We start from the raw sequence: 25,627 nt of genomic DNA, 5'->3' as shown, positions 1-25,627 counted from the left end.
GACTCTGACACATGTCGATCTACCTGAACTCTGATTCGAAGATCATCGTCCAGGGCATCACCGGTGGGATGGGTGCCAAGCACACCGCCCTGATGCTCGAGTCCGGTGCCACCATCGTCGGCGGAGTGAACGCCCGCAAGGCCGGCACCACCGTCAGTCACAAGGACTCCACGGGCGCCGACGTCACGCTCCCGGTGTACGGCACCGTCGCTGAGGCGATGGCCGAGACCGGGGCGAACGTCTCCGTATTGTTCGTACCGCCGGCGTTCACGAAGGACGCCTGCATCGAGGCCATCGACGCCGGCATCGACCTCATGGTGGTCATCACCGAGGGCGTTCCGGTGCAGGACAGCGCCGAGGTGTGGTCCTACCTCGAGGGTAAGAAGACCCGCATGATCGGCCCGAATTGCCCCGGCATCATCACCCCGGGGGAGTCCCTGGCCGGCATCACCCCGCACACCATCACCGGCAAGGGCCCGATCGGACTGGTGTCCAAGTCCGGCACGCTGACCTACCAGATGATGTACGAGCTGAAGGACCACGGGTTCTCCACCGCCATCGGCATCGGCGGCGACCCGATCGTCGGGACCACGCACATCGATGCGCTTGAGGCCTTCGAGAACGACCCCGAGACCAAGGTCATCGTGATGATCGGTGAGATCGGCGGGGATGCCGAGGAGCGCGCTGCGGCGTACATCGCCGAGCATGTGACCAAGCCTGTGGTCGGGTACGTGGCCGGGTTCACCGCCCCCGAGGGCAAGACCATGGGTCACGCCGGCGCCATCGTCTCCGGCTCCGCGGGCACTGCCCAGGCGAAGAAGGAAGCGCTCGAGGCTGTGGGCGTGAAGGTGGGCAAGACTCCCAGCGAGACGGCGGAACTCGCCCGCCAGCTCCTCGTCGGCTGACTCGACCGACGCCGACACGCCGCTCCGCCACCCTGGTGGCGGGGCGGCGTTGGCGCACCATGGGATCAATGAGCCCGCCCTCGGCATCAGCGCCGCCCCGGATCCCGCCCCGAGTGGTCGAACACACCTCGACCACCCGAGCGCTGCGGTTGCCGGAGGGAGGTCTGCGGGGACTGCTCGCCGGAGCCGAGGCTGCGCTGCTCAGCTGGCTCGTGGTGGTCGTTCCGACGATCGCCGGCTATGTAGCCACCGCCGATGCCCCGGCTCTCGGGTCGGCAGGATGGCTCGAAGCCGCGCGGATCGGCACCGCCGCATGGCTGCTCGGTCACGGCGCCACGATCTCCACCGCTGAGTTCTCGATCGGGTTGATCCCGCTCGGCATCACGATGCTCGGCATTGCCCTGACGGCCGGCTCGGTGCGCCGCGCACGGCTGACCGGTTGGTTGCCCGGCGCCATTGCGGCCGGTGTGTACGTGCTGCTGGCGGTCCTCTTCGTCGCTTTCGCCGGGGTACCAGGTGCCGCGCGTGCCATCGTTGGCGCGCTGATCGTGGCTGCCCTGGGCGTGGCCATAGGGTTACGCGCTGCCGCCCGCCCCGCGTGGGTGAGCTCCGCGGTCGAGAAGGTGCCCGACTGGGTCCGCCTGGCGCTGCGGGCCTCCTGGCGCGCGCTGGCAGTGCACGTGGTGCTGGCTACCGCCGCGGTGGTCGCCGCGCTCGTGCTCCAAGCGCCACAGGTGCGGGAACTGCACGAGGGGCTGCACCCCGATGCCGTGAGCACAGTGGTGCTGGTCGCTGCCCAGCTCTTCGTGGTGGCGAACCTGATCGTCTATGCCGCCGCGTTCCTGCTCGGACCCGGTTTCGCGGTGGGGGAGGGCACGCTGTTCTCCCCGAGCGGCGTGGAGGCCGGTCCACTGCCGGTGATCCCGGTGCTCGGCGGCCTCCCTGGCCCGGACGGCCTGGCGGGACAGCTTCCCGTACTCGGGCTGGTGGGTCTGGTCAGCGGTCTGGCGGTCGGACTGTGGTTGCTGCGCACGCTGCGCGGCCGTGCGCCCGGGCAGGTGGGTGCCGTGGTGGTGCTCACCGCTGTGCTCCCCGCCGCGGGCATGGCACTGCTCACCCTCCTTGCCTCCGGTGCGGCCGGTCCGGGCCGGATGGCCGAGGTGGGGGCGGATCCGATGGCCGTCGGGTTGGCGATGCTCTGGCAGGTGGGAGCGCCCGTTGCTGTGCTTGCTGTGCTCGGTCACTCGCTCACCGGGCATGCGTTCGCCCGTGTGACCACTCGCGCCCGCCGCAGCGGGAGCGTCTGGTGGGAGCAGGTACGCGGCACACCGTCCGAGGACTTCGAGGGCCGGCCGGGACGGTAGGAAGGGTCAACGCTGACCTCGCGGCGTTCCGACGATGCGCTGGGGGCTACTCCGTATCGAACCTGTTCGCGAGCGCATCGGCGTAGGCGTCCTCGCATTGCTGCTCGGCGGCGATCGTCAGGGCCGAGTCGAGGCACTCCTGGCGTTCGACCTGGGCATCCCAGAGGGCCAGCGGTGCGAGGGCGCTGAAGGTGAGCAGTCCCGCCATCCCCACGCCGAAGATCAGGAAGACGGAGAACGTGCCGGTGGCGCTGATCCGCCGGTGCACGATGAGGGCCCGGATCCCGAGCGCCACCGACACGGCGAAGAACAGCGGTGCGGCCAACTGCCACGGGATCGGCCAGTTCAGGGCCAGGAGACCGCAGAACATCATCACAGCGAAGGTCAGCACCGACTTGCTCGCTGCACGAGCCTCCTCCGGAGTCGGAGCACGCGAACCGTCCCGACGGCGGCCGCCCCCTTTGCCTTCCGGGTCACCGGAGCCGCCGTCACCCTGGTCGCTGCGCCGTTGATCATCCCGGCGGCGTCGTTCGGCCTCCCGATCCGGCCACTCACGCTTGGGCGGCGGCGGGGCGTTCGGGTCCGGTGGGGCGTACGGGTTAGGCACTGTGCTCCTCGCGCTCGTCTCTGACGCAATTCTGCCAGGGCCGCCGATGAGCCATGGCATCGCCCCGGTAGGCTGACGCATCGTGAGTACCCAGCTGGCCACGCGGCTCGTCGTCCTGATCTCCGGCGGGGGATCGAACCTCGCTGCTCTGCTCGAGGCCACCCGAGACCCTGCGTACGGAGCGCAGGTGGTGGCCGTAGGGGCCGACCGGCCCAGTGCCGCAGGCCTGGACCTCGCCCGCGAGGCGGGCATCCCCACGTTCGTGGAGCGGGTGGGTGACCACACCGATAGGGACGCCTGGGACGCGGCCCTGACGGCCGCCGTCGACGGCCACGAACCGGACCTGGTGATCTCGGCAGGGTTCTTGAAACTCGTGGGAGATCGCTTCCTGGCTGCCTTCGGCGGTCGGTACCTGAACACGCATAATTCGTTGCTGCCGGCGTTCCCGGGAATCCACGGGCCGCGGGATGCACTCGAGTACGGGGTGAAGGTGGCCGGGGCCACGCTGTTCGTGGTGGACGCGGGAATCGACACCGGCGTGATCATCGCCCAGGTGGCCGTGCCGGTGCTGGACGATGACACCGAGGACACGCTGACCGAACGGATCAAGGCGGCCGAACGCGTTCAGTTGGTGGAACAGGTGGGGCGGCTCGCGCGAGAGGGATGGCGGGTCGAGGGGCGCCGGGTCATCGTCGGCGGGTGATGGGTCCCGGGCCAGCTCAGCGAGCGAACCGGTAGGCTGATCATGGGCAGTGACTGGCGTCATGAGGTGGAGCACCACCGGGGAGCGGCCCGAGAAGCTGTGACTTCGTGCACCGATCGCCTGGGTGCCACGTCCCGAGCCGGAAGCGACCCGCGACCGGAGCACCCCTCGAGACCCACCAGGAGTACGCCGTGACCGATCAGATCCCCGTGCGCCGAGCCCTCGTCTCCGTCTTCGACAAGACCGGCCTGGACGAACTCGCCACTGCCCTGCACACAGCGGGCGTGGAACTCGTCTCCACTGGATCCACTGCTTCGACGATCGAGGCCGCCGGTGTCCCGGTGACCCGCGTGGAGGAGGTGACCGGCTTCCCCGAGTGCCTGGACGGACGGGTGAAGACCTTGCACCCGCGCATCCACGCCGGCATCCTCGCCGACCGTCGCCTGCCCGAGCATGTGGCCCAGCTCGAGCAGCTCGACGTGGCGCCGTTCGATCTCGTCGTGGTGAACCTGTACCCGTTCGCGGACACCGTGGCCACCGGAGCCAGCGAGCAGGACTGCATCGAGAAGATCGACATCGGCGGACCGTCGATGGTGCGCGCCGCCGCGAAGAACCACGCCAGCGTGGCGATCGTGACCGACGGTGCCGACTACGCCCCGGCCGTGGCTGCCGTCCATGCCGGAGGGTTCACCCAGGCCGAGCGTGAGCAGCTCGCCGCGAAGGCGTTCGTGCACACCGCCACCTACGACGTACAGGTCGCGTCCTGGATGTCCAGCGTGCTCACCGACACCTCCGTGGTTGAGGGCGAGTCCACCGGATTCCCCGCGTGGATGGGAACGGCAGTGGAGCGCAGCAAGGTCCTGCGCTACGGCGAGAACCCCCACCAGCGCGCCGCTCTCTACACCCACCCCGACGCCGGAGACACCCTCGCCACCGCCGAACAGCTGCATGGCAAGGCGATGAGTTTCAACAACTACGTGGACACGGACGCAGCGATCCGCGCCGCGAACGACCACGGTGAGGGCCCGACCGTCGCGATCATCAAACACGCCAACCCGTGCGGGATCGCCGTGGGTGACAATGTGGCCGAGGCACACCGCAAGGCGCACGAATGCGACCCCGTCTCGGCGTTCGGCGGAGTGATCGCCACGAACACGACCGTCTCGGTGGCGATGGCTGAGCAGGTGGCTGAGGTGTTCACCGAGGTGATCGTGGCCCCCGCGTTCGCCGAGGGCGCGCTGGAGGTGCTGCAGCGGAAGAAGAACATCCGGATCCTGCGCACCGAGGGTCGGCCCGGTGGCCTCGACGTACGGCAGATCTGTGGTGGATTCCTCGTCCAGGACTCCGACCAGATCGACGCCGACGGTGACGACCCGGCTGCCTGGACACTCGCCGCCGGTGCTGCCGCCGACGAGGCCACACTGGCCGATCTGGCGTTCGCCTGGCGATCCGTGCGGGCGGTGAAGTCGAACGCCATTCTGCTCGCCGCCGGCGGCGCCTCCGTCGGTATCGGGATGGGCCAGGTGAACCGGGTGGACTCTTGCAAACTCGCCGTGGAGCGGGCCAACACCGGCGAGGTGGAGCGAGCTCGCGGTGCCGTGGCATCGTCCGATGCGTTCTTCCCGTTCGCCGACGGTCTGCAGGTGCTCATCGACGCTGGGGTGAAGGCCGTGGTGCAGCCGGGTGGATCGATCCGTGACCAGGAGGTCATCGCCGCCGCGAACGCTGCCGGGGTGAGCCTCTACTTCACCGGGACCCGGCACTTCGCGCACTGATCGCTGGCACCCTCGGCATTGAGAAAGTATGAGCTACGTTAGAACCCATAATCTCGGTGGGAGATGTGACGGATTCGCTCTCGGCAGACGGTGCATTGCCTGCCCTCCAGTGGGAAGAGCGGGTCTGGACTCCCGCGGGCCAGTGGGGTGTACGAGCAGCGAATCGCGGTCGCGAGCAGAGGTATCTCGCTGCAGTGCCCGCCCTGGTCGCTCAACAAGTCCCCGCACTCTTGACTGATGTCGAGGGCGCAGCACGAGATGCTGAACGGGAGTTGAGTCGTCTCGATGCCGAGCAGATCACCGCGAACACGCGACTGCTGGAATCGGCGATTGCTTTGGCCGACGAGATATCGCCAGCAGCGATTCTGCAGATGCACGCTGTGCTGATGGAGAACCAGACCGCACACCCCCGGGGGCGGTGGCGCGACGAGGCGGTCTGGGTGGGCACTCGCTCGGACAGCCCTGTGGATGCCGAGTGTGTGGCGCCGCACCATGCGCGGATTCCCGCTCTCATCGACGATCTTGTCGCGCTCGCGTCACGTCGTGACATCTCGCCCGTGGTTCATCTGAGCGTGGTGCATGCGCAGTTCGAGACCATCCATCCGTTGACGGACGGCAACGGTCGGACCGGGCGCGCTGGGAGGAGCGGTTGAGGGTTCGTCGGGACAGTCATGCGTGGCGGCTGCTGGACGTGCTGCTCCGCAGGCCGGTGGTGTCGGCAGCGCTGGCAGCCGACGCGAGCACCGGCTCGGTCCGTTCTGGCGCGCCGACGAGGTACTGACTGCTGTGGATGCGTTCGCGGAGCGCGCGGGACGGCGGGAAGAGTGACCGGGCTCAGATGAGGGCGGACTTCAGCGGGGCGGCAGGATCTCCCGCGAGCGTGCGGTCCAGGTGGGGGAGAGTCCCGCGGCTGAGCATCTTGCGGACTGCCGCCACCTCCCGCGGGGCGTCGGTGATCACGGCGCCCACCAGATGTTCGCCCTCGAAGGACAGTGTGGTCCAGGGGCCAGCCAGGTCGCCGCGGGTGAGTTGATCGTCGGTGACCCGCCCGAACACGGTGAGGTGGTGCCCGAGTTGGGTGGAGTACACGTACGGGGCCGGTTCGGCAGGTGCAGGCCCACTTCCTGGATCGTGCCCCGCGAGGGCGCGCGCCAGGGGCACCGGATCGGTCAGGGCAGCCGACCAGTGCCCGCCAGGGACAGCGCCGAACAAGGGATGCGCGCGTTCGGCGACGTCTCCGACAGCCCACACCTGCGGGTGCGCCGAGCGTCCTGTCGCGTCCACCGGAAGGTGACCGGACGCCGTCAGGGGCATGGCCGGCGCCAGCCAGTCGGTGTTCGGACGGGCGCCGACGGCGCACAGCACCACGTCCGCCCCCAACTCGCTGCCATCGCTCAGCTGCACGACGCCGTCCCGCACCGTGGCCACCGTGGTATCGGTGCTCAGTTGCACACCTGCCTCGCTGTACCAGCGCCGGGTGCGTTCGCCCAGTGTGACCCCGAGTTGTCTGGCCAGCGGTGTCGACGCCGCCTCCAGGACGGTCACCTCGCAGCCGGCGCCGGCTGCCACTCCGGCTACCTCGGCGCCGATCCAGCCGGCTCCGATCACCACCAAGCGGGAGCCAGGAGTCAACCGTGCGCGCAGGATCACAGCATCCTCGAGGGAGTGCAGTGTGCGGACGCCGGACCAGTGCGACGGGTGCACGGCGTGGGACCCGGTGGCGGCCACCACCGCGTCAACCTCGAGAAGATCGCCGTCATCGGTCCGCACGGCGACTGATCCGCCAGAAGGTTCAGCATGCTCGTCCAGATGCAGGGCCGTGGCAGCCGTCCCCAGGCGCACGTCATCGGCGAGCGTGGCGAGATCGTGCTCGAGGTCCTCGATGAGCCAGGCCGGCTCGACCCGGCTGAGCAGTTCCTTGGACAGCGGCGGCCGGTCGTAGGGCAGGTGCGGTTCGGCACCGAGTACCCGCAGGTGGCCGGCGAAGCCGGCGGCGCGCAGCTCGGCGGCGGTGCGAAGGCCGGCCAGGCCGGCGCCCACCACGAGGACCCGTTCGGCAGCACCGGTGTCAGGGCCGGAGTCGATACTCACCTGACTACGCTACTCGGGCCGAGCGGCTACCTGCGCCGCGCCTGGGCGGCGGTAGGCTCACAGCAATGACCAGTTCCCGGCCCCCCACACCGCCTGCCGAACGAGGGCATTGGCGCCGGTACGCGGTCATGTGGTTTGCCCTGATCTGGTTGCTCGCCGCGTTCGCAGTGATGCTGATCGAAGGAGCTCGCGCGGGAGCCTTGGTGCTCGCCGCCGAACTGGTGGTGCTGGGCTTCGTGCGTGCCGTCTCTCGCGCCCCCGGCCCGTACGGGATCACCAGTCGGTCTCGCGCTTTCGATGTCACCATCCTGATGCTCGGCGGCGGTGGCGTCGCTGTGCTGGCCGTGATCGCGAGCGGTCTCGACCCGCTCTGATGGCAGCGCTGACCGTTGCCGTCAGCGACGCGGGGTCTCGCCCTCGTCGCCTTCGTCGGTCGTGGCGTCCTCGTCGCGCTCGGCGTCCTCGTCAGCCGATGTCCCGGAGCTTTCGTCGGGGCGCTGCTGCGTGCCAGTGCTGGATTCCGGGTCCAGCGCCGTCACGTCATAGTCCTCGGTGAAGGCATCGTCGCGCTCGGGGGTGTCGGTCTCGTCGTCGGTGAGGATGAGGACGGAATCGTCTGACTCGATGTCCTGATCGAGCACGTCCGTCTCGTCGGTGAAGTCCTCATCGGCATCGTCGTCAGTATCGTCCTCGTCGTCCCACGCATAGTCCTCGGCATCCTCTGCGAGTGGCTCCGGTGCGAAGACCGTGAACAGCAGGCCCGCGATGGCACCGCCGAGCAGCGGAGCGACCCAGAAGACCCAGAGCTGACCCAGGGCCCAGCTCTCCGCGAAGATCGCAGCCGCCGTCGCACGCACGGGGTTCAGGGCACCGCCGGTGAGCGGGTACGCGGCCAGCGTCAACCCACCGTAGGCCAGACCGATCACCACCGGACCTGCCAAGGAGCTGCGGCGCAGGCCCCGGCCCGCCGCCAAGGCGACTGCCACGAACAGCGCCGTGGCGACTGCCTCGATCAGGAGCACCGTGATGAGATCTGTGGACAACGCCCCGTCGGAGATCCGCCCCAGGGCTGAGTTCTCCCCAATGCCACTGGCAAGCGGTGCGAACAACGATCGAGTGGATGCCTGCCCGACGGCGGTGGGCAGCTCAGCGGGTATCGTCACGAACAGCAGGGCCGCCGCGCCCACGCCACCGATGAGCTGTGCCACCCAGTACGGCAGGATGTCCGCCCACGAGATCCGGCCCGTGATCGCGGCCCCGAGGGTGACTGCGGGGTTCAGGTGGGCGCCCGAGACATGCCCGATCAGCGCCGTGGCCACGAGTACGCCTGCCGCCCAGGCGAGCAACTTGGCTCCCTCGTCCGGGTTCACCGCGACCCCTGCGTAGAGGGCCACTCCGAACCCGATGAACACGAGGATGAAGGTGCCGAGGATCTCGGCGGCGAACCGGATGAAGAGCGGACGGTCAGCGAGGCGAACCTGCTCGAGCGAGTCGGGGTGGCCCTGCGGCGCGAGGGTACCCACGTGGTGATCCGTGGCGGTGGGGGTGGACATTCGTATTCCCATCGAGAAGGAGGACTGAGCAGGTCGTGACGAGGTCGATCCTGCCATGTGAACCTGGGAGTTTGCCGAGCGCGAGTGGCCGCAGGGCCGAGCTGTACGGGGCCGCGGCCCCGTACCAGCACCGGGTCCATTAGCCTGGGAGCGCGTGGGCCGCGCAGTCGCACCGTGACACCGTCAGTGCGCAAGCAGCGCCGGCGCACCCCTGGCCGTATGCGAGGCCACCGCAATCGAGGAGGAGACTCACCCATGACTCAGCCCGTCAACGTGACCGTGACCGGTGCCGCCGGCCAGATCGGATACGCCCTGCTGTTCCGGATCGCCTCCGGTCAGATGCTTGGTCCGGACACGCCTGTGAAGTTGCGCCTGCTGGAGATCCCGCAGGGCGTCAAGGCGGCCGAGGGTACGGCGATGGAACTCGACGATTGCGCCTTCCCGCTGCTGGCCGGAATCGACATCTTCGACGACCCAACCGCCGGCTTCCAGGGTGCGAATGTGGCTTTGCTGGTCGGTGCGCGACCGCGTGGCGCCGGGATGGAGCGCGGTGATCTCCTTGAGGCCAACGGTGGGATCTTCGGCCCGCAGGGGGCGGCGATCAACGCCGGTGCGGCAGACGATGTGCGCGTACTCGTGGTGGGCAACCCGGCCAACACGAACGCCCTGATCGCCTCGGCGCACGCCCCGGACGTGCCCGCCGAGAGGTTCACGGCGATGACCCGGCTCGACCACAACCGGGCGCTCAGCCAGCTGGCGCAGAAGACCGGCACCCCGGTCTCCGAGATCGCTGACCTCACCATCTGGGGAAATCACTCCGCCACCCAGTACCCAGACATCTTCCACGCCACCCTCGCCGGCAAGCCCGCGGCTGAGGTCGTCAACGACCAGGACTGGCTGGAGAACACCTTCATCCCCACCGTGGCCAAGCGTGGGGCGGCGATCATCGAGGCACGGGGAGCGTCGTCGGCAGCCTCGGCCGCGAATGCGGCCGTCGACCACGTTCACGACTGGGTTCACGGCACTGGCTCGTCGTGGACCTCGGCTGCGATTCCCTCCGATGGGTCCTACGGTGTGCCCGAAGGTCTCATCTCCTCGTTCCCGGTGCGCTCTGCTGGTGGCGCCTGGGAGATCGTTCAGGGCCTGGACATCAATGACTTCTCGCGCGGCAAGATCGATGCCTCGGTGGCCGAACTCGCCGACGAGCGGGACGCCGTCAGGGGGCTCGGACTCCTCTAAGCTGCCTGCCCCGATCAGCGTGAGCTGAGCACCACCCGCCGAGGTCGCACCTCTGCCGCGAGATCGCGTGCAGGGTGCGGCCTCGCCGCGTACTCGGATGTGTGCGCGGCCTGGGCAACAGACTAAGTTGGACCGTGGCCGACGCCGTCCTACCCGAAGGTTGACCGTGCACGATACGACTGCCCGCACCGAGCACCGCCTGCGCCGATTCATCGCCGAACGCCTCCTCCCGGCCAAGTACCGTGCCCGGGCACCACTGTCGATCACGGCCTGGGACGTCCCGGACGAACCGGTGCCGTTCGCCGAGGCAGTCAGGCAGGATTACCGTCCATTCGATGTGGGCTCCCCGTGGGGCAGGCCGTGGAGCACCGTCTGGTTCCACCTCACCGGCTCCGTGCCCACCGGGTGGGCCGATGAGCTGGCCGATGGCACCTGCGAGCTGGAGCTGGTGGTCGACATCGGCTTCACCGGCGCCGGACCCGGCTTCCAGGCCGAGGGGGCCCTCTGGTCGCCGGATGGGCGCATCCTCAAGGGCCTCGAACCACGCAACCAGCACCTCGGCCTGGCCCGCGACACACACGAACTGGATGTCTACGTCGAAGCGGCGGCCAACCCCGATGTGCCGGACGGCCAGTGGATCAAGCCCACGAAGATGGGGGACAAGGCCACCGCCGGCACCGAACCGATCTACCGATTCCGTGCCGCTGATCTTGCGCTCCTCGACCGAGACGTGTTCGACCTCACGGCCGATGTCCTCGCGCTGCAGGGCCTGATGCTGGAGCTGGACGCCTCCTCGCCGCGGCGCGCGCAGATCCTGCGCGCATGTGAGGACATGCTCGATGCTGTGGACCCCGACGACGTCGCAGGCACCGCCGCGCACGGCCGTCGCCTCCTGGAGGGGGTGCTCAGTGCCGGGGCGACCTCCTCGGCGCATCAGGTGCACGCGGTCGGGCATGCGCATATCGATTCGGCCTGGCTGTGGCCGGTGCGCGAGACGGTCCGCAAATGCGCCCGCACCTTCTCCAATGTGCTGGACCTGATGGACCGTGACCCGGAGTTCACCTTCGCCTGCTCCTCGGCCCAGCAGTACGCCTGGATCAAGGAGTTCTACCCCGAGCTGTACACCCGGATCGCCGAACGGGTGCGCGAAGGGCGGTTCATCCCGGTGGGTGGCATGTGGGTGGAGTCCGACACCAACATGCCCGGCGCGGAGGCAATGGCCCGCCAGTTCGTGGCTGGCACGCAGTTCTTCATCGACGAGTTCGGTGTGGAGCCGCGCGAGGTCTGGCTTCCGGACTCCTTCGGCTACTCCGGCGCCCTGCCGCAGATCGCCAGGGCCAGCGGGAAGGAGTACTTCCTCACGCAGAAGATTTCCTGGAACGACACCAACACGATGCCGCACCACACCTTCGACTGGCAGGGCCTGGACGGCACCCGGATCTTCACCCACTTCCCGCCGGTGGACACCTACAACTCCATGCTGGACGGGCCCGAGCTCGCTCGTGCGGAGCGGCAGTATGCGGAGAAGGGGCGCGCGAACACCTCGCTCGCACCGTACGGCTACGGCGACGGCGGGGGAGGGCCCACGCGGGAGATCGTCGCCCAGGCACGCCGGGTGGCGAATCTGGAGGGCTCCCCGCAGGTGGTGCTTTCCACCCCGGACCGGTTCTTCGATGCGGCACGTGAGGAGTACCCGAACCCCCCGGTGTGGACCGGGGAGATGTACTTGGAGTACCACCGCGGCACCTACACCTCCCAGCACCGCACCAAGGCGGGGAACCGGCGCAGCGAGCACCTGCTGCGCGAGGCCGAGCTGTGGGCGAGCACCGCAGCCGTGCGGACGGGTGCGGAGTACCCAGCCGAGGCGCTGCAGCGGATCTGGCGGCAGGTGCTGCTGCAGCAGTTCCACGACATCCTGCCCGGCTCCTCCATTGCCTGGGTGCACCGCGAGGCGGAGCGCCACTACGAGGCGATCGCCGCCGAGCTGAACGATCTGATCGCTGAGGCGATCTCGGCCCTGGTGGGCACCGGTGAGACGGAACTGTCCCTGAACGCGGGACCCTACGCCGTCGGCGGGGTGCCTGCGCTGGGTGGTGTGACCTCGCCCGAACCGGTGGGCGAGGTGCGGCTCGAGGTGGCCGGTCAGGACTGGATTCTCACCAACTCCCGGATCCGTGTGAGCGTGGACGGGCGCGGCCTGATCACGTCCCTGGTGGACCTGGCCACCGACCGCGAGGTGATCCCGGCCGGTCGTGCGGCGAACCTCCTGCAGGTGCACCGGGACATCCCGAACGAGTGGGACGCCTGGGATATCGACGCTCACTACCGCCATGTGGTCACGGATCTGGTGGACGCGGAGGAGATCACGACGGAAACGCACGGCCACGCGGCGGCTGTGGTGGTGCGGCGCTCCTTCGGGGACTCCACGATCACGCAGCGCATCGAACTCTCCGCCGAGGGCTTGCAGCTCACCACCGAGGCGGACTGGCACGAACGGCAGAAGCTGCTCAAGCTGGCCTTCCCACTCGACCTGACCGCCGAACGTGCGGCATCCGAGATCCAGTTCGGGCACATCCACCGCCCGACGGCGGTCAACACCTCCTGGGATGCCGCACGTTTCGAAACGGTCGCCCACCGGTGGGTGCACGTGGGTGAGCCGGACTTCGGCGTCGCCGTGGCCAATGACGTCACCTACGGTCACGACATCCACGCCGACACCGACGATGCCGGGAACCCGATCACCGTGGTGCGGCAGTCGTTGTTGCGGGCGCCGCTGTTCCCGGACCCGGACGCCGATCAGGGCACACACGTGCTGCGCACCACCCTTGCCGTGGGCGTGGGGATCGACGGCGCCGTGCGTGCCGGGTACGCCACCAACCTGCCGCTGCGGAAGGTTACCGGCGAGCGTGCGGTGGCGCCGCTGCTGACCGTGGATCACCCCGGCGTGGTGGTGGAGGCCGTGAAGCTGGCCGAGGACGGTTCCGGCGATGTGGTGGTGCGGCTCTATGAGGCGCATGGGCGGCGTGCTGAGGCCGTACTGGAGGCTGACTTCGAGACCACTGGAGCGGTGGAGACCGACCTGCTTGAACGCCCGGGTCCCACCCGGGCCGGGGTGCGGGCCAACGGCAACCGAGCCCACCTGATCTTGCGACCGTTCCAGCTCTGCACGTTGCGGTTCGCCCGCTCCTGAGCCCCGGCGAGCGCAACCCTGTGCGGCGTTCTCGCGGGTGGATTCACGCGATGGACGCCGCACAGATGTGCTTGTGGGCAGTTCTGCCCGTGGTCAGCGGTGCGCGGGAGGCGCGCGACTCGCTAGAGTGCCGGCATGGCGCAGCGATTCAATCCTCCTCCGGGCTGGCAGGTTCCGGCCGGCTTCGCACCAACTCAAGGGTGGCAGCCGGACCCGTCCTGGCCGCAAGCCCCCTCCGGATGGAACTTCTGGGTCGATGATGCGGCTGGCTACGGTGAGGCCAGTCAAGGCGGGTACGGCAGTCAGCCCGGATATGGTGGCGCGAGCCCGGCCGGTGGTTACAGCCCGAGCAATCCGGGCGTGCAGAACCCCAGCAGCCCCGGTGCACACGGTGGCGGGAACGCCTATGACCCCGCTCCCGCCACCGGACAGACCGGCCCGTACGCCCAGTCCACCAACCAGCCCGGCGGTTACGACCCGTCGATGGCCCCCGGCGGGGCCAGTATGGCGCTGATCGAGAAGCAGGTGAAGGACAACCGACGCGGGATGTGGATCGGCTTCGCCATCGCCGCTGCCGCGCTGCTGATTTTCCTTATCTCGTTCGGGATCGCGGCGTCTTCCCCGACGGGCGGGACTTACTTCAGGCCCTGGTGGTTCGGCCTCATCGGCCTGGCTATCGGCATCCGGGGCGCGGTCAGTTACAGCAAGGCGAAGAAGCAGCTCGCGCAAGCCCAGGCGGCGGCTGGTGGCGGCCTCTACGGCACCGGCATGGGCGGTTCGAGCATCCCGGGTTCGGGTTCCTCTGGCGATACTCCGTTCGGCGGGCAGTCTGGCAAGGGCGACGACCTGTACCGCTGACGTTCAGCACTGTCTGTCGAGACTTCCACCCGGCGCAGCCTCGTCAGCGGAAGACGACGGTTCGGTGACCGTCCAGGAGCACCCGGTGCTCGGCATGCCAGCGCACCGCCCGTGCCAGCACGCGACGCTCCACGTCCTGCCCCATGGCCACCAGCGCGGACTCGTCGTCGGAGTGGTCCACCCGCTCCACGTCCTGCTCAATGATCGGCCCCTCGTCCAGTGATGCCGTGGCGTAGTGTGCCGTGGCTCCGATGAGCTTCACTCCGCGATCGTGCGCCTGCGCGTACGGTCGGGCGCCCTTGAAGCTCGGCAGGAACGAGTGGTGGATGTTGATCACCCGGCCGGCCAGTGCTGTGCACACCTCGTCCGAGAGGATCTGCATGTACCGGGCGAGCACCACCAACTCCACGTCCAACTCGTCCACCAGTTCGAGCAGCCGGGCTTCGGCGTCCGCCTTGGTCGCCTTCGTCACGGGCACGTGGTGGAACCCCACCCCGTAGAACTCGGCCAACGGCCGCAGCACGGTGTGGTTGGAGACGACGCCCACGATGTCCACCGGAAGCCGCTGAGCACGCTGGCGGAACAGCAGGTCTCCCACGCAGTGCTCAGTGGTCGAGCCCAGCACCAGGGTGCGCATGGGCCGGCCCACCCGGTCCACCAGCCAGGTCATCCCGAACTGCTCGGCCACCGGGGCCACTGCTGCCTCCAGCGCGGTCTGCGGCAGATCGGCCTCCACCTGGACCCGCATGAAGAACAGGCCTGTGGCGGCGTCGCCGAATTGCTGGGACTCGGTGATGTTGCCGCCGCGGGTCGCGATGGCGCCCGCCACCGCGTGCACGATCCCTGGGCGGTCGGGGCAGGAGAGGGTCAGGACCCAGTGCGTCTCGGCCGCTTCAGCGGCCTGGATCGGCACGGTCGTCTCGTTCGATTCGTTCGCCACACCGCGAGGGTAGTGCGCTGTGCGGGTGCCGCGTGCACCGGCCGGGCCAGCCGGTGCGTGTTCGACGTGTGTTCCAGTACGCAGAGCCCGGCCGAGGATGGAAGGATGGGCCCATGGATGAGCTGAAGATCGACGTCATTGACGCCGAGCATGCCGGTGAACTGCTCACCGTGCGCCGTGCCGCATTCGTGACCGAGGCGCAGCTCTACGACGATCCGCACATTCCCTCGCTCACTCAGACCCTGGACGAGCTCACCGAAGACCTGGCTCGCACCGACGTCGTCACGCTCGGCGCCTGGGCGGGCGGACGCCTGGTCGGGTCGGTACGAGTGGGGCTGGAGGAAGATCGCGCGCTGCTCGGCCGCCTTGCCGTGGTGCCGGACCTGCAGGGCCAGGGCATCGGTACCCAGCTGTTGATGGCGGTGTTGCACTACCTGCCCGAACAGACCCAAGAGGTCTGGGTGTTCACCGGGCAGGACTCCAAGCAGAACCTCTCGCTCTACGCCAAGCATGGCTTCGAGCACCAGTACGACCAGAACGCCGGCGATCTCACGTACGCCTACCTGCGCAAGATCCTCGGCGGGATGGCAGCGGCGGCCGAGAGTGAGTCTGCGGAAGAGAGCACCTCCGCCGTCAACGGCTGATCCGGACTCGACATGTGGATCGACCTGTGGGCACTGCCTTGCTAGGCTGAACCCATCGCGACTGGCGAAGGTGGATCACCACCGGGGAGCGATGCAGCAGATGAAACTCGCGGTCGCCCGCCTGGGCCGCGAGTGAACCCTGAGAGCATCGCCACGTGGAGGATTCATGACTCAGTTCGCTACCGACCAGTCCCCGGCCAGTACTCCGGTGCGGGATCAGACCCTCGCCGAGCTCGACCCTGAGATCGCCGCCGTCCTCGAGGGGGAGCTGGGCCGCCAGCGTGACACCCTCGAGATGATCGCGAGCGAGAACTTCGTTCCCCGCGCGGTGCTTCAGGCGCAGGGGTCGGTGTTGACGAACAAGTACGCCGAGGGCTACCCCGGCAAGCGCTATTACGGCGGCTGCGAGCAGGTGGACATCGCCGAGAACCTCGCGATCGACCGGGCCAAGGCGCTGTTCGGTGCCGAGTACGCGAACGTGCAGCCGCACTCCGGGGCCACCGCCAACGCCTCCGTGCTGCACGCTCTCGCCACCCCGGGCGACACGATTCTCGGGCTCTCGCTCGCCCACGGTGGGCACCTCACGCACGGGATGAAGATCAACTTCTCCGGCAAGCTCTACAACGTGGCGGCCTACGGCGTGGACCCGGACACCTACCGGGTGGACATGGACGCCGTGCGCGATGCCGCCCTCGAGCACAAGCCGAAGGTGATCATCGCCGGCTGGTCCGCCTACCCGCGCCAGCTCGACTTCGCCGCATTCCGGGAGATCGCCGACGAGGTGGGCGCGTACCTGTGGACCGATATGGCGCACTTCGCCGGCCTCGTGGCCGCTGGACTGCACCCGAGCCCGGTGCCGCACTCCGACGTGGTCTCCACCACCGTGCACAAGACGCTCGGCGGACCGCGATCCGGGCTGATCCTGGCCCGTGACGCCGAAGCATTCGGGAAGAAGCTCAACTCCGCCGTGTTCCCCGGCCAGCAGGGTGGTCCGCTGATGCACGTGATCGCTGCGAAGGCAGTGGCGCTCAAGGTGGCCGCGGGCGAGGAGTTCGCCGCTCGCCAGGCCAGCACCGTCCAGGGTGCGCAGATCCTCGCCGAACGGCTCACCGGATCGGATGTGGCCGGCGCTGGAGTATCGGTGCTCACCGGCGGCACCGATGTGCACCTGGTGCTGGTGGACCTGCGTGATTCCGCGCTCGACGGGCAGCAGGCTGAGGACCTCCTGCACTCCGCCGGTATCACCGTGAACCGCAACGCCGTCCCGTTCGACCCCCGCCCGCCGCGGGTGACCTCAGGCCTGCGGATCGGTACCCCGGCGCTCGCCTCCCGCGGGTTCGGCGAGACCGAGTTCCGCGAGGTGGCTGACATCATCGGCACCGTGCTGGCCGCGGGGTCGGGTGCCGACATCGAGGCCGCCAAGGCTCGCGTGCAGAAGCTCACTGACGCTTTCCCGCTCTACCCGGGGCTCGTCCAGTGAGCGCGGCGCAGCAGGCAGGTGCCCGAATGATGCCGGGAAAGCCGGTGGCGGAGGCGGTCTTCGCCGACCTGGCGCCCCGGATCGAGGCACTCGTGGCAGCCGGGCACCGCCCGGGGTTGGGCACGATCCTGGTCGGCGAGGACTCGGCCAGCGCCGGGTATATCCGGATGAAGCAGGAGCGCGCTGCCGAGATCGGCTTCACCTCGCCGCACATTCACCTGGGCCAGGACGCAAGCCAGGCAGATGTGCTCGCCGCGATCGGGGAGATGAACGACGCGGACGACGTGGACGCCGTGCTCATCCAGCACCCCACCCCGCCGCAGATCGACTTCGACGCCGCATTGCTCGCCCTCGATCCGGACAAGGACGTGGATGGGCTGCACCCGGTGAACATGGGTCGGCTGGCTCTTGGCATGCCCGGTCCGGTGCCGTGCACCCCCGCGGGCATCGAGGCGATCCTCGCGCACTACGAGGTGCCGATCTCCGGTCGTGAGGTGTGCATCCTGGGCCGGGGGACGACGTTGGGACGCCCGCTCGCCCTGCTGCTCTCGCAGAAGCGCCCGACGGCGAACGCTGCCGTGACCGTGGTGCACACGGGGGTGCCGAATTGGGCCGATTACACCCGCCGCGCCGAAGTGGTCATCGCGGCCGCCGGTGTGCCGGGCATCCTGCAGCCGGAGCACCTGACGCCGGGCGTCACCGTGGTCGGGGGAGGCGTGCGCTACGAAGGGCGCAAGCTGCTGCCGGACGTGGACGAATCCTGCGAGGCAGTGGCGGGCGCCATCACCCCGCGCGTGGGCGGGGTGGGCCCGACGACGATTGCGATGTTGTTCCGCAACGCCGTTGAGGCGGCCGAGCGCCGGGCGGGGACTGGCGCTCAGTAGGCACAGCGCCGGGCGCAACTCCCCACCGCATGTAGGGCGGGGTTCTGGTCGATTCTCGGCCCGAGAGCGACCAGAATCCTGCCCTCGTTTCAGGAATCGACCACCAGACCGCCCCCGGCGAGTTGGGGCTGACCACAAGTCCGCCCCCGGCGAGTTGGGGCTGACCACAAGTCCGCCCCCGGCGAGCGGCGAGGGTGCGGTTAGTCGAGAAAGCGGATGAGTAGCCTGCGGAGCTCGGCGAGTTCGCTCACGTCCAGATCGTGCGGGACGAGCCCTTCGATTGCGTCGGCCACGTTCAGTGAGCTCAGGGCGGCGAATCCCTCGCGGGTGATCTCCACGATGTGCCGGCGGCGATCGTCCGGGTGCGGTGTTCGCTGCACGTAGCCGGTGCGTTCCAGGCCCAGAATCATCCGGCTCATCGTCTGCTCGGTGACTCCGGTGTGTTCGGCGATCTCACGCTGGGAGCGGCCGCCGCCGGCGAGGATGGCCAACACAGGCACCGAGGCGTGGCTCAGCGACCACTGGGCGAGGTAGGCGTCCCAGGCTCGCTCCACGCGGCGGGCGGCGGCGGAGAGCAGGCGTCCGGTGGGCCACTGGTCTGGTGATTCGGCCACCCCGGGGCCCGGTGCAGGTTCCGGTGCGTCAGCGGGCGGAGTGGAGTGTGGCACGACGACTATCCTGCCACCGCCCGCCCTCCTCACCCAGCCCGCCCCAGTGGCGCGAGTGCGCTGCTTTTCGCTCACCTTGTGAGATAGAGCCGAGAAGTCCAACACTCGATCCATTGCCGCGACCACCACTTGCGCGAAGCAGCCTTCCTACCGATAATGCTCAGCATGCTGACTAACTCTGCCGGTGGTCGACGACCCGCGCTGGTTCGATCCCTCGTGGTGGGCTTCGCGCTGGTGGCCTGGCTCGCCATCGGCGGCTTTGGGGGGATGGCCCAGGGCAACCTCTCAAGCGTTCAGGAGAACGACCAGGCTGCCTTCCTGCCAGAGAGTGCGGAGTCCACCCGTGCCAGTGAGCTGATTGCCGAGTTCTCGGTGGATGAGTCCCTCCCTGCGTTGCTCGTGGTCGAGGCCGCCGACGGCGAGAATCTCACCCAGGAGGACTTCGCCACGATCGGCGCGTTCGCCGAGTCCATTCCCGGGCTGGATCTGCCGGGAGGTGCGAGCATCGCCGACTACCTCACTGCCGGGCAGGTCCCGGTCGTTCCCAGCGAGGACGGTGCGGCGGCGCTGCTCCCGGTCTCCTTGGACGCTGCCCAGGCCAGCGACCTCGTCGGCGAGGATGACGAGCGGGTCTCGACCGCCGTCGTGGAGCGCCTGCGCGCGGAAGTGGGTGCCACGCTTGCTGATGCCGGCCTGGCCGGCTGGGTAACCGGTCCCGCCGCCGGCGTGGCCGATCTGGTCTCTGCGTTCGCTGGGATCGACGGAATTCTGCTCGGCGTCGCCCTCGCCGTGGTGCTGGTGATCCTGGCGATCGTGTACCGCTCGCCGCTGCTGCCGTTCGCGGTGATCCTGACGTCGGTGTTCTCGCTGTGTCTGGCAGCCCTGGTGATCGTGCCGCTGGCTGGAGGTGATGTGCTGCTGTTGAACGGTCAGAGTCAGGGCATCCTCTCGATCCTGGTCATCGGTGCGGCCACCGACTACTCGTTGTTGCTGGTGGCCCGGTATCGCGAGGAGCTCACCCGGCATCAGCACCCGGCCGCGGCGATGAAGGTGGCCTGGCGCGCCACGCTGGAACCGATCGCGGCCAGCGCCGGCACGGTGATCGTGGGACTGCTCTGCCTGCTGCTCTCCGACCTCGGCTCGAACGCCAGCCTCGGCCCGGTGGCCGCGATCGGCATCGCGGCCGCGGTCTGCGGGGCCCTCACCCTGCTTCCAGCGCTGCTGCTGGTGCTCGGCTCGCGTTCACGCGCGGTCTTCTGGCCGAGTCGCCCCCGGTACGTCCCCGACGATGCCGCTCCCGCAGCGGCCTCGGACTCGGCCGGCAAGCACGTCAAGGCCGAGAGTCATGGCATCTGGAGCACGGTCGCGAACGTCGTGACCACGCGAGCGCGCACGGTCTGGGTGAGCACCGCCGTCGTGCTCCTGATTCTTGCCGGGTTTGCGACGACCTTCCAGGCCGAGGGAACCAGCGACACCGATGTGTTCCTCAACGAGACCGAATCCGTGGCGGGTGAGGAGGTACTCGCCGCGCACTTCGAGGTGGGCACCGTGCAGCCGATCGAGGTGGTGGTGCCGCAGGGGGAGGCGGACGCCGTGATCGCCGCAGCTGAGGACGTCGACGGCGTCACTGCGGCCTCCGTGGTCCGCGACGGCGAGAGTGGCCCTGGCGAGGGGGAGGTGCTGGTGGTCGACGGCCGGGTGCTGGTGGAGGTGACCACCGAGGACTCCGCTGAGAGTCAGGCGGTGCTGAGCACGGTGGCAGACCTGCGCAGTGCCTTGGGTGAGGTGGCGGGCGAGACTCTTGTGGGTGGGGAGGCCGCCCAACGCCTGGACACCCAGGAGACCGCCGAGCGGGACCTGCGCACGATCATCCCGGTGGTGCTCGTCGTGATCGCGCTCATGCTGGCCCTGCTGCTGCGCGCCGTGGTGGCGCCACTGGTGCTGCTCGCCGCGAACGTCCTCTCCTTCGCTGCGACCATGGGCCTGGCGGCTCTGGTGTTCAACCACATACTCGACTTCCCTGGCGCGGATGCGACCGTGCCGTTGTACGGGTTCGTGTTCCTCGTGGCACTCGGGATCGACTACTCGATCTTCCTGATGACCAGAGTGCGGGAGGAGTCGGTGCAACTCGGTACCCGGCCGGGTGTGCGCAAGGGGCTCGCGGTGACCGGCGGAGTGATTACCTCGGCCGGTCTGGTGCTGGCCGCCACATTCTCCGCGCTGTGGGTGATCCCGCTGCTCTTCCTCGCCCAGCTCGCCTTCATCGTGGCAGTGGGGGTGCTGATCGACACCTTCGTGGTGCGCAGCCTGCTGGTGCCGGGGCTGGTGCACGATCTGGGCCGCCGCACCTGGTGGCCGTGGGCGAAGCGGGTGCCGCAGGACTGACACAGATTGACACGGACTGGCCCGGTGGCCCGGTGTCTGGTTGACATGGGTGTCGGTGCCCCGTGATGGGATGGCGGCATGTCGTCTTCTTCCACCACATTCAGCATTGCCACCTTCAACGTCAACGGAATCCGGGCCGCGTTCCGGCGCGGGATGGGTGAGTGGCTCACTTCCGCCGCACCCGATGTGCTGCTCCTGCAGGAGGTCCGCGCCACGGATGAGATCCTGCAGGGCTTCCTCGGCGAGGGGTGGCACCTCGCGCATGAGGAATCGGCCGCCAAGGGGCGCGCCGGGGTGGCCATTGCCTCCCGCATCCCGTTCGACGGCGTCCGGCTGGGTGTGGGAGATCCCGCCACCCGGGCCGATGGCGAGGTGGGTCGTTGGGTGGAGGCGGACATCATGGCGAGCCACGCCGATGGAGGAGCGGGGACACCGCTGACCGTCATCTCCACCTACATCCACTCCGGCACGGTGGGGACGCCATCGATGGAGGAGAAGTACGCCTTCCTGGACAAGGTGACCGCCCGGATGGGTGAGTTGGCTGCGCAGGGCAGGGCCGCCGTCGTGGGCGGGGACGTGAACATCGCGCATACCGAGCGCGACATCAAGAACTGGAAGGGCAACCGCAAGAGCGCCGGGTTCTTGCCCGAGGAGCGCGCCTATCTGGACCAATGGACCGCCGAGCACGGCTGGGTGGACCTGGGGCGGCAGTTCGCCGGAGACGTGGACGGGCCGTACACCTGGTGGTCCTGGCGCGGGAAGGCCTTCGACAACGACTCCGGGTGGCGGATCGACTACCAGTTCGCCAGCCCGGCCTTGGCCGGGCGCGCTACTGAGGCGATGGTGGATCGGGCGCCGGCGTATGACCAGCGCATCTCCGATCACGCGCCGTTGCGCGTGACGTACTCCTGACAAGGCTCGCAGGCAGGCAGCCCTGCGCTCGCTGAGGTGGTGGTCGCCTACGGTGTGATCCTTGACCTACGGATTGAGCAGATATTGCTCACCCTGCGGATCGAAAGCCCTGGCCATGCGGTGAGCCCATCGACGAGCGATTCTGCGAGTGAGAAGCCAGCAGGTCAGTGCGCTGGTCGGGACGCGATCGCTGTGAGGAACGCGGGGGCGCCGAAGCCCGCTTCTGTGAACGCCAGCTTCACCGCGGCGGAGACCTGCGTGCTCGTCCCTGCCTCGATCAGTGCGATCGCTGAACCGCCGAATCCGCCGCCGGTCATCCTGGCCCCCAGCGCACCTGCTGCCCGCGCCGCGGTCACGGCCACGTCGAGTTCTGCACAGGAGACCTCGTAATCCTCGGCCAGTGAGGCGTGCGAGGCGTCCATCAATGGACCCACCTCGCGCACCCGCCCGGAATCGAGCAGCTCGACGAACTGCTTGACCCGGCCGATCTCGGTCACCACGTGCCGCACTCGCTTGCGCGCCTCGTCCGTCTGCAACGCCGCCAGTGCACCGTCCAGCCGGTCCGGCGAGATCTCCCGCAGCGTCGCCACCTCCAGCGTCTGCGCCGCTGCCTCACAGGTGGCGCGCCGCTGCGCGTACTGCCCGTCCACGTGCGAGTGCTCGGCCTTAGTGTCGATCACCAGCAGTTCGAGCCCGGCGGCGGCCAGGTCGAAGGGGATGTGCCGAATGCTGCCATCCCGGCAATCCAGCAGCAGGGCGTGCCCCTCCTGGCTGCGCAAGGACGCCGCCTGGTCCATCCCGCCAGTGTTCGCTCCGGCGATCTCATTTTCGGCGCGGATACACGCAGTCACCAGCTGCACGCGCCCCTGGTCCGTTGCTGCGTCCGGACCGGTCCAGCCCGGGGCTGCAGCAAATGCCACCGCGAACGCGCACTCCAATGCCGCCGACGAACTCAGCCCGGACCCATACGGCACGCAACTGGCCACGGCGGCATCGAAGCCGCCCACGGCATGACCGAGTTGTTCCAGCGCCCAGGCCACCCCAGCCGGGTAGGCGCCCCAGCCGCTGACGGCCCCAGGGTCGATCTGGTCGAGCGAGGTCTCCCAGGCGCCCGACTCGCGGCCGGAGATCAACCGGATCGCGCCGTCATCGCGGCGGCGAAGTGCCACATACGTGCGGTGTGGCAGGGCGATGGGCAGAGCCAGGCCGCCGTTGTAGTCCGTGTGCTCGCCGATCAGGTTCACCCTGCCCGGGGCAGACCACACGCCGTCGGGCCTGTGGTCGGGGAACATCTCGGCGAACAGTGCGCGCGCGTGCGCGGCACCCTCATCATCGGTCCAGGCAGTCACCACGTCGGTCACGGGTGGATCTCCTTCAGGCGGTCGGCGATGCGCTCGGGCGTGGTGTCGGAGATCCAGGCACCCATGCCCGACTCGGACCCGGCGAGGAACTTCAGTTTGCCCGGCGCGCGGCGGATCGAGAACAACTGCAGGTGCAGGCGCAGGTCATCCCTGCCTTGGTGTACTGGTGCCTGGTGCCATCCGGAGATGTACGGCAAGGGCATCGCAGCGCCGTCGGAGTCGACGAAGAACTGGTCCAACCGCGACAGCAGGCTCAGATACAACTCGGCGAAATCGGTGCGCTCGGCATCAGTGGTGGCGGGCAGATCGGGCACGTCCCGGCGTGGTGCCACGTGCACCTCCACGGGCCAGCGCGCCGCCGCAGGCACGTAGGCCACCCAGTGCTCGCTCTCGGCCACGATGCGCCGGCCCGAGGCGAGTTCGGCGTCCAGCACCTCCCGCAGCAGGTTCTTTCCGGTGCGCTCGCGGTGCGTGCGCGCCTGCCGGAGCATCGTCTCGGTCTTCGGGGTGAGGAACGGGTAGGCGTAGATCTGCCCGTGCGGGTGGTGCAACGTCACGCCGATCTCGGCGCCACGATTCTCGAAGCAGTACACCTGCTCCACGCCGTCGATCCGCGCGAGCGCGGCGGTGCGATCAGCCCACGCCTCGACGATGGTGCGCATCCGCGTGGGGCTCACCGTGCTCAGTGACGCGTCGGCGTCCGGGGAGAAGCAGATCACCTCGCACCGTCCGACGGCGGGGCGAACCGGGTAGAGGTCGTCGCCATCCAGAGGGGTGACCTCATCGGGTGTTCCAGGCACCCGCATCAGGGAAGGGAACCGGTTCTCGAACACCACCACGTCATAGTCGGTGGCCGGGATCTCGCCGTCGGTGTACGCGGCGCCAGGCTTCGCAGGGGCCAGCGGGTTCGTGTCCGGCCCGGGCAGGAAGGTGCGGTTCATCCGGTGCGCGGCCATCGGGACCCACTCACCAGTGAGCACGTCGTAGCGCATCTCGGGACCCGTGACGGGCTGGGCACTGCCATCCTCGGCCTCGACCGTGGCGAACCGGTCCGGTAGCGGGCGCGGGTCGTCCAGGCGCCGGGTCCGTTCACCGGTGACGTACGGCAGGGAGTCGTCGTAGTAGAAGAGGTCGCGACCGTCGGCGAGGGTGGTGGGCGTGCGGCGCACCTGCGTGGTGGTCAAGGCGGGGAGGTCACTCACGTCGACCAGTCTGTCACAGGAGTGCACGAGTTCGCACACAAAAACACATCACCGAGCGTCCCGTGAGCGCTCGGCAGGACGCCGGAGCCGAGCGGCCGCCGCGTCGATGAGCGCTTCCGGCCCATGCCTGGAATGTGCAGAGCCTGCAGCAAGGTGAGGCACAATACGACGATGAAGTCCTCGCAGGGGCCGGACCGATGGAGCGCGCAATGATGCGCGGCGCGCCATCGGTGCCCACGAGCGCCGATTCCCGCGTGGACGCGGCTGTGCGCTCCCGCGAGGGGGCCGCGAGCACGGTCCGCATCGGTGTGGCGATCCCGATTCCCGAGCCGTATGCCGCGAGCCTGGTGCGGGCCCGGATTGATGCCCAGGATCCGCTCGCCTATGCGATCCCGCCGCACATCACGCTGCTGCCGCCCACCGATATCTCGGCGGAGGAACTGGCCGACGTCCATCACCATCTGAGCCGCATCGCAGCCGGGCAGCGCCCGTTCGTGGTGGAGCTGAGCGGAACGGACACCTTCCGTCCGATCTCCCCGGTGGTCTTCGTGCGGGTCGTGGCCGGTATCGCCGAGTGCGGCCGGCTGCAGTCAGCCGTCAACGGTGGGCCGGTGCAGCAGGACTTACGTTTTCCGTACCATCCGCACGTCACCCTCGCCCACGAGGTGGACGAAGCAGCCCTCGACGCCGCCTCGCGGGACATGCGCACTTTCGACGCCGTCTTCCCTGTCGCGCACTTCTGCCTGTATGAGCACGGCGAGGACGGCGTCTGGCGTGACGTGAGCACCTACGTGCTCACCTCCTGAGGGCCACCCCACCTGATATGCATCCGGATCCAGAGGTGCGCCGTCGGGCTGGGTTCGACA

At 68.8% G+C, this 25,627-nt stretch carries 23 protein-coding genes and 2 riboswitches; of the genes, 16 read left to right on the top strand and 7 right to left on the bottom strand.

All coding sequences use genetic code 11. From position 1 onward, the window contains the following. Positions 1-11: 11 nt before the first annotated feature. Together sucD and LQF10_RS14485 are read left to right on the top strand one after the other, a co-directional pair. A complete protein-coding gene (gene sucD / locus LQF10_RS14490) occupies positions 12-905 on the top strand; it encodes a succinate--CoA ligase subunit alpha (protein ID WP_231064537.1) in 894 nt (297 codons plus the stop codon). Positions 906-973: 68 nt separating this feature from the next. After that, complete coding sequence (locus LQF10_RS14485; protein ID WP_231064536.1) at positions 974-2,269, top strand: cell division protein PerM; 1,296 nt, start codon at positions 974-976, stop codon at positions 2,267-2,269. 46 nt (positions 2,270-2,315) lie between these two features. On the opposite strand, the gene LQF10_RS14480 is transcribed toward LQF10_RS14485, so the two are convergent. After that, the gene (locus tag LQF10_RS14480) at positions 2,316-2,876 is read right to left on the bottom strand and encodes a hypothetical protein (protein ID WP_231064535.1); all 561 of its coding nucleotides are present in this window, start codon (positions 2,874-2,876) and stop codon (positions 2,316-2,318) included. An 82-nt stretch (positions 2,877-2,958) separates the two neighbouring features. On the opposite strand from LQF10_RS14480, the gene purN reads away from it, so the two are divergent. The 4 genes from purN (at position 2,959) to LQF10_RS14460 (ending at position 6,182) form a co-directional block, all read left to right on the top strand. Further along, the gene (gene purN / locus LQF10_RS14475; RefSeq protein ID WP_231064534.1) at positions 2,959-3,579 is read left to right on the top strand and encodes a phosphoribosylglycinamide formyltransferase; all 621 of its coding nucleotides are present in this window, start codon (positions 2,959-2,961) and stop codon (positions 3,577-3,579) included. A 39-nt stretch (positions 3,580-3,618) separates the two neighbouring features. Next, positions 3,619-3,712: riboswitch (ZMP/ZTP riboswitch) on the top strand. Positions 3,713-3,770: 58 nt separating this feature from the next. Further along, positions 3,771-5,354, top strand: coding sequence for a bifunctional phosphoribosylaminoimidazolecarboxamide formyltransferase/IMP cyclohydrolase (gene purH / locus LQF10_RS14470; RefSeq protein WP_231064533.1), 1,584 nt, complete (start codon positions 3,771-3,773; stop codon positions 5,352-5,354). A 65-nt stretch (positions 5,355-5,419) separates the two neighbouring features. After that, a complete protein-coding gene (locus LQF10_RS14465; protein WP_231064532.1) occupies positions 5,420-6,007 on the top strand; it encodes a Fic family protein in 588 nt (195 codons plus the stop codon). A 22-nt stretch (positions 6,008-6,029) separates the two neighbouring features. Beyond that, positions 6,030-6,182, top strand: a complete 153-nt coding sequence (locus LQF10_RS14460) for a hypothetical protein (RefSeq protein ID WP_231064531.1) — start codon at positions 6,030-6,032, stop codon at positions 6,180-6,182. A gap of 6 nt (positions 6,183-6,188) precedes the next feature. Here the strand turns inward: LQF10_RS14460 and LQF10_RS14455 are convergent, their stop codons facing one another. Continuing rightward, on the bottom strand, positions 6,189-7,445 hold the full coding sequence (locus LQF10_RS14455) for an NAD(P)/FAD-dependent oxidoreductase (protein WP_231064530.1): 1,257 nt from the start codon (positions 7,443-7,445) through the stop codon (positions 6,189-6,191). A gap of 65 nt (positions 7,446-7,510) precedes the next feature. Here LQF10_RS14455 and LQF10_RS14450 point away from each other — a divergent pair, with 65 nt between their 5' ends. After that, positions 7,511-7,819 carry a DUF3017 domain-containing protein gene (locus LQF10_RS14450; RefSeq protein WP_231064529.1) on the top strand — a complete coding sequence of 103 codons (309 nt, stop codon included), beginning with the start codon at positions 7,511-7,513 and terminating at the stop codon, positions 7,817-7,819. A 21-nt stretch (positions 7,820-7,840) separates the two neighbouring features. Here the strand turns inward: LQF10_RS14450 and LQF10_RS14445 are convergent, their stop codons facing one another. After that, positions 7,841-8,998, bottom strand: a complete 1,158-nt coding sequence (locus LQF10_RS14445) for an MIP/aquaporin family protein (RefSeq protein WP_231064528.1) — start codon at positions 8,996-8,998, stop codon at positions 7,841-7,843. Positions 8,999-9,253: 255 nt separating this feature from the next. On the opposite strand from LQF10_RS14445, the gene LQF10_RS14440 reads away from it, so the two are divergent. The 3 genes from LQF10_RS14440 (at position 9,254) to LQF10_RS14430 (ending at position 14,285) form a co-directional block, all read left to right on the top strand. Beyond that, positions 9,254-10,237, top strand: a complete 984-nt coding sequence (locus LQF10_RS14440) for a malate dehydrogenase (protein ID WP_231064527.1) — start codon at positions 9,254-9,256, stop codon at positions 10,235-10,237. Between the two features lie 166 nt (positions 10,238-10,403). Continuing rightward, entirely contained in the window at positions 10,404-13,427 is a 3,024-nt protein-coding gene (locus LQF10_RS14435) for an alpha-mannosidase (RefSeq protein WP_231064526.1), read from the top strand. A 135-nt stretch (positions 13,428-13,562) separates the two neighbouring features. Continuing rightward, entirely contained in the window at positions 13,563-14,285 is a 723-nt protein-coding gene (locus LQF10_RS14430; protein ID WP_231064525.1) for a hypothetical protein, read from the top strand. A 43-nt stretch (positions 14,286-14,328) separates the two neighbouring features. Here the strand turns inward: LQF10_RS14430 and purU are convergent, their stop codons facing one another. Beyond that, positions 14,329-15,225, bottom strand: a complete 897-nt coding sequence (gene purU, locus LQF10_RS14425; RefSeq protein ID WP_231064524.1) for a formyltetrahydrofolate deformylase — start codon at positions 15,223-15,225, stop codon at positions 14,329-14,331. 113 nt (positions 15,226-15,338) lie between these two features. On the opposite strand from purU, the gene LQF10_RS14420 reads away from it, so the two are divergent. The 3 genes from LQF10_RS14420 (at position 15,339) to LQF10_RS14410 (ending at position 18,233) form a co-directional block, all read left to right on the top strand. Continuing rightward, positions 15,339-15,869, top strand: a complete 531-nt coding sequence (locus LQF10_RS14420; protein ID WP_231064523.1) for a GNAT family N-acetyltransferase — start codon at positions 15,339-15,341, stop codon at positions 15,867-15,869. Positions 15,870-15,916: 47 nt separating this feature from the next. Further along, positions 15,917-16,003, top strand: a riboswitch (ZMP/ZTP riboswitch). Between the two features lie 32 nt (positions 16,004-16,035). Then, complete coding sequence (glyA, locus tag LQF10_RS14415) at positions 16,036-17,349, top strand: serine hydroxymethyltransferase (protein WP_231064522.1); 1,314 nt, start codon at positions 16,036-16,038, stop codon at positions 17,347-17,349. 26 nt (positions 17,350-17,375) lie between these two features. Then, positions 17,376-18,233, top strand: coding sequence for a bifunctional 5,10-methylenetetrahydrofolate dehydrogenase/5,10-methenyltetrahydrofolate cyclohydrolase (locus LQF10_RS14410; RefSeq protein WP_231064521.1), 858 nt, complete (start codon positions 17,376-17,378; stop codon positions 18,231-18,233). A gap of 200 nt (positions 18,234-18,433) precedes the next feature. On the opposite strand, the gene LQF10_RS14405 is transcribed toward LQF10_RS14410, so the two are convergent. Further along, positions 18,434-18,901: a MarR family winged helix-turn-helix transcriptional regulator gene (locus LQF10_RS14405; RefSeq protein WP_231064520.1), complete on the bottom strand. Its 468-nt coding sequence runs from the start codon at positions 18,899-18,901 to the stop codon at positions 18,434-18,436. 156 nt (positions 18,902-19,057) lie between these two features. Here LQF10_RS14405 and LQF10_RS14400 point away from each other — a divergent pair, with 156 nt between their 5' ends. Beyond that, positions 19,058-21,286 (top strand): MMPL family transporter, encoded by a 2,229-nt coding sequence (locus tag LQF10_RS14400; RefSeq protein ID WP_231064519.1) that lies wholly within the window; start codon positions 19,058-19,060, stop codon positions 21,284-21,286. 78 nt (positions 21,287-21,364) lie between these two features. Then, positions 21,365-22,198, top strand: a complete 834-nt coding sequence (locus tag LQF10_RS14395; RefSeq protein ID WP_231064518.1) for an exodeoxyribonuclease III — start codon at positions 21,365-21,367, stop codon at positions 22,196-22,198. A gap of 164 nt (positions 22,199-22,362) precedes the next feature. Here the strand turns inward: LQF10_RS14395 and galK are convergent, their stop codons facing one another. Beyond that, positions 22,363-23,559 (bottom strand): galactokinase, encoded by a 1,197-nt coding sequence (galK, locus tag LQF10_RS14390; RefSeq protein WP_231064517.1) that lies wholly within the window; start codon positions 23,557-23,559, stop codon positions 22,363-22,365. Continuing rightward, a complete protein-coding gene (galT, locus tag LQF10_RS14385) occupies positions 23,556-24,761 on the bottom strand; it encodes a galactose-1-phosphate uridylyltransferase (protein WP_231064516.1) in 1,206 nt (401 codons plus the stop codon). The genes galK and galT overlap by 4 nt, the downstream gene beginning before the upstream one ends. A 209-nt stretch (positions 24,762-24,970) precedes the next feature. Here galT and LQF10_RS14380 point away from each other — a divergent pair, with 209 nt between their 5' ends. Then, positions 24,971-25,567 carry a 2'-5' RNA ligase family protein gene (locus LQF10_RS14380; RefSeq protein WP_231064515.1) on the top strand — a complete coding sequence of 199 codons (597 nt, stop codon included), beginning with the start codon at positions 24,971-24,973 and terminating at the stop codon, positions 25,565-25,567. The last annotated feature ends 60 nt before the right edge of the window (positions 25,568-25,627 follow it).

It is taken from the genome of Ruania halotolerans, from assembly GCF_021049285.1.
GTDB classification, from domain to species: Bacteria; Actinomycetota; Actinomycetes; order Actinomycetales; family Beutenbergiaceae; genus Ruania; species Ruania halotolerans.
The sequence above is the reverse complement of the archived record's forward strand: the minus strand, read 5'-3'. Positions and strand labels throughout refer to the sequence as shown.